The sequence below is a fragment of the Streptomyces sp. NPDC002784 genome (assembly GCF_053592135.1).
Genome location: NZ_JBSFVD010000178.1, coordinates 1 through 1,403 on the forward strand (window position 1 = coordinate 1; position 1,403 = coordinate 1,403).

Annotated in this window: 1 protein-coding gene; it reads right to left on the reverse strand. The window is 66.4% G+C overall.

Annotated features, from left to right (window positions below; translation table 11 throughout):
- Positions 1 to 165: 165 nt before the first annotated feature.
- Positions 166 to 1,350, reverse strand: a complete 1,185-nt coding sequence (locus ACWD1Z_RS37620; protein WP_451125434.1) for an IS701 family transposase — start codon at positions 1,348 to 1,350, stop codon at positions 166 to 168.
- Positions 1,351 to 1,403: the final 53 nt, after the last annotated feature.

The window sequence follows — 1,403 nt, forward strand, 5'->3', positions numbered from 1 at the left end:
TAGTACTGCAACGGTGCTTGTTCTGAGTGCTGGGCAGTTTTCAAGGGCTGTGTCCACGGCGCTTGTAGTGACTGAGCCGTGCTTGATACTGGCGTCTGCGGCGCCATGTCGACCAGTGCAGGATGTGGTCGACCGGGGTGGGGCGGCGGTCGGTGAGTCGGGTGATCAGGCGTCGGATTTCGGCGAGGCTGAGGTGGATGAGCTGGGAGGATCCGTTTCTGCTTTGTCGGCGTTCAGTTCTCGGGCTCGCAGGACGGTCAGGCAGGCGTGGGCGGCCATGGCCAGGGTCATGTGGCGGTGCCAGCCGGGATAGCGGCGGACCTGGTAGTCGTCCAGGCCGCACTCCTGCTTCGCGGTCTGGAAGCACTCCTCAACAGCCCAGCGGCTGCCCGCGATGCGGATCAGCTCGTCCAGTGTGGTGTCGGCCGGGCAGTAGGCGATGTAGTAGGAGATCTCCTCGGGGCGGCTGACGCTGCGGCGGGCGAGAACCCAGTGCCGGCGGTCCTCGCGGTGCCAGGGCCGGACCTCGACGCGGGCCCAGTCGTAGATCCGCCGGCCGTGAGCTCCTTCACCGCAGGAACGGCGTTTCCACTTCTGCCGCGCAAGGCCGGGGAACAGGTCGTGGACGGGGTGGTCGATGGACCAGCGGGTGACGACGGTGTCGTGGCGGGTGGTGGCCATGACGTGGAAGACATCAGCCTGCTCCAGCTCGAACCGCCAGCCCTTGCTGAACCCATAGGCAGCGTCTGCCGTCACCCACCGGAACGGGACCTTGTCGGCGATGGCCCGGCGGACCATCGCCTTGGCCATCGCCACCTTCGTTTCGAATACGACGCTGTCGTCGATGCCGGCCCGGCGGCAGCGTTCCCGGTCATCCGTCCAGGAGGTGGGCAGGTAAAGCCGCCGGTCGATCAGAGTGCGTCCGCGGCTCGTGGCGTAGGCGAGGAAGACGCCGATCTGGCAGTTCTCGGTGCGTCCGGCGGTGCCGGAGTACTGCCTTTGCACGCCGGCCGAGCGGATGCCCTTCTTCAGGAACCCGGTGTCGTCGACGATCAGGACGGCATCCTGGTCTCCGAGGTGTTCGACGACGTAGTCGCGTACGTCGTCCAGGACCTCGTCGGCGTCCCACTCGATGCGGTTGAGCAGTCGGTGGATGCGATCGGGGCCCGCGTGCCCGGCCTCCTCCGCCAGTGTCCAGCCGTTCTTTCGCTCCAGCGGAGCGATCAGTCCGCGCATGTATGCCAGTGCCGACTGGCGCGGCTCCTCCCGGTTGAACCGGTGCACGAACCGGTCATGCATCGCCTCGAGTTCACCAGCCCACAACCTGACATCAGCAAGGTCCCCACCCATGACCACATCAACGACCGAGCTGGCCAGCAGTCACGGCAAGCACCGTTGCAGTA

Coding starts and splice junctions, on each gene's coding strand:
- ACWD1Z_RS37620 (WP_451125434.1), bottom strand. CDS start 1,350: ATGGGTGGGGACCTTGCTGATGTCAGGTTGTGGGCTGGTGAACTCGAG.